This window comes from Paenibacillus sp. 01T422, assembly GCF_056398785.1.
In genome coordinates this window covers 1-1888 of the sequence record NZ_JBFTQB010001078.1, presented here as the reverse complement: position 1 = coordinate 1888, position 1888 = coordinate 1, and the positions used below count along the sequence as shown (strand labels likewise).

Genomic DNA, 1888 nt, shown 5'->3' with positions numbered 1-1888 from the left:
CAGGAAGCCCGCTAATTCTGTACTTGATAAATTTCTCAATGACATCGCGAACAGGGTCGTTTTCTTTTACTTTGTAAACTTGGCGAACCATTATCTCTTTGGCTTTCATGACGATCCCCCCCATATAATTTGCCTTCTGAAAGATCTAGCTGTATAATGCAACTATATATTTGTATTATACAACTATGTGCAGGGAAGTTCAATTGTAATTCGTTCACTATGCAGAAACATATTCAAAACAAATCTTGTATGTTACGATAAAATAATGGTTATTTATAATAAATTATAGACGAGGTACTCTATGCCCGAAAAGATCAATCATCCTGCTGAAACGATTGAGCTCGAACTCGCCATCCTAATGCGTAGATTCCTTGCTGCAACAACCAATAAAAAAATAGGCACTTTGGACCGTTCCGCTTATCTATTACTCCATCAGATTTCTTCCAATGGCTCATCAGGCGTGAAAGCTTTGGCGGAGGAGTTCCAACTGGATATCTCCACAATCAGCCGACAGACTGCTTCGCTGGAGCAGAAAGGTTATGTCTATCGGATTCCCGATCCTCAAGATGGCCGTGCCTACTCGCTGCAAATGACAGAGAGCGGTTCCGCGGAACTTGCTTCGAACAAACAGTCTCGATACGAACGTGTTGCGGAGCTGCTCCAAGATTGGTCGCCGGAAGATCAGCAAATGTTCGGTGAACTCCTAAGTAAGTTTAACAGGGTCTTTGCCTAAGTTAAGGAAAATCGTTAGAAATCTCCATGATCCAATATAAATTCTATAGAGAAGACCCCCCATGCTGGACCGTTGCTGGGGAGCTTTTTTGTCGTGTGGCTTCCCACTATATGTCAATAGACATATCCACGTTTTCATAGTAACATACTAAAGGTAAGTTAACGAGCATAAATATCTCCTTTCAGAAAGAAGGTACTTTTCAATGTCAACAGTCCTTTATATTTCAGCTCACCCTATGCAAGGTGAAGCATCCTATAGCACAAGCGTCGGCAACCAATTTATCCAATCTTACCGCGAGGCTAACCCGAATGATGAAGTTGTTTACCTTGACMTTTTTCAAATGGACATCCCGCGCATTGACGCTGAAGTACTCAGCGCTTGGGGGAAATTAGGTTCCGGCACAGCATTTGATCAATTAAGCAGCTCCGAGCAAAAGAAAGTTAGCCGTTTATCCGAACTTGTTGATCAATTCGTTGCCGCGGATAAATATGTATTTGTCAATCCAGTATGGAATTTCTCCTATCCGCCAGTGCTCAAAGATTATATCGACGCAATCTGTGTGGCAGGCAAAACCTTCAAATACGTTGCTGGGGTAGGTCCTGTAGGGCAGTTAACGGAGAAAAAAGCCCTTCACATTCAAGCTAGCGGCAGCGTCTTGTCACCGGGATCGGCTTACGCTGATTTCGAGATGAGTCACCGTCATTTGGACACGATCATGAAATTCTTAGGTGTGCCAAGTTTTGATACAGTTTTTGTAGAAGGCATGGCTGCGGCTGCGGATCAAGCTCAAACTATCAAAGAAAAGGCTGTTCAAGAAGCCCGCACGCTCGCATTAACTTTCTAATAGGTTTCTTGCAAAAATCAAAACCAGCTCCTCGTGTATTAACGAGAAGCTGGTTTTATTTACATCCGCATATAGGTTTATTTATTTTCACATGATAGAAAGAAGCCACATTTGTTGATATTGCTTCAAGCTAACCCTTATGATCCCATACTTCTACAAGTAATTCACTATTAATAGCAACGCCAGCTAACGCACCTAAATATGCAGCTGCAATCGCTTGATACATTTCCGAGGATGCATCCCCTGCACCATAAATACCTGGCACGTTCGTTTTTCCAAATGTATCTACGATTATGGCGCCTGATTCACTC

At 42.6% G+C, this 1888-nt stretch carries 3 protein-coding genes and 1 pseudogene; 2 read left to right on the top strand and 2 right to left on the bottom strand.

The genetic code is table 11. The features are described from left to right. The coding region (locus AC1DUA_RS35705; RefSeq protein WP_477504248.1) for a CBS domain-containing protein at positions 1-91 on the bottom strand (91 nt) is incomplete at its 3' end. 210 nt (positions 92-301) lie between these two features. On the opposite strand from AC1DUA_RS35705, the gene AC1DUA_RS35700 reads away from it, so the two are divergent. Together AC1DUA_RS35700 and AC1DUA_RS35695 are read left to right on the top strand one after the other, a co-directional pair. Further along, positions 302-733 (top strand): MarR family winged helix-turn-helix transcriptional regulator, encoded by a 432-nt coding sequence (locus tag AC1DUA_RS35700; protein ID WP_477504247.1) that lies wholly within the window; start codon positions 302-304, stop codon positions 731-733. A gap of 202 nt (positions 734-935) precedes the next feature. After that, on the top strand, positions 936-1577 hold the full coding sequence (locus tag AC1DUA_RS35695) for an NAD(P)H-dependent oxidoreductase (protein ID WP_477504246.1): 642 nt from the start codon (positions 936-938) through the stop codon (positions 1575-1577). A 130-nt stretch (positions 1578-1707) separates the two neighbouring features. Here AC1DUA_RS35695 and AC1DUA_RS35690 read toward each other — a convergent pair. Further along, a pseudogene (locus AC1DUA_RS35690) lies at positions 1708-1888 on the bottom strand (pyridine nucleotide-disulfide oxidoreductase); the annotation flags it as partial.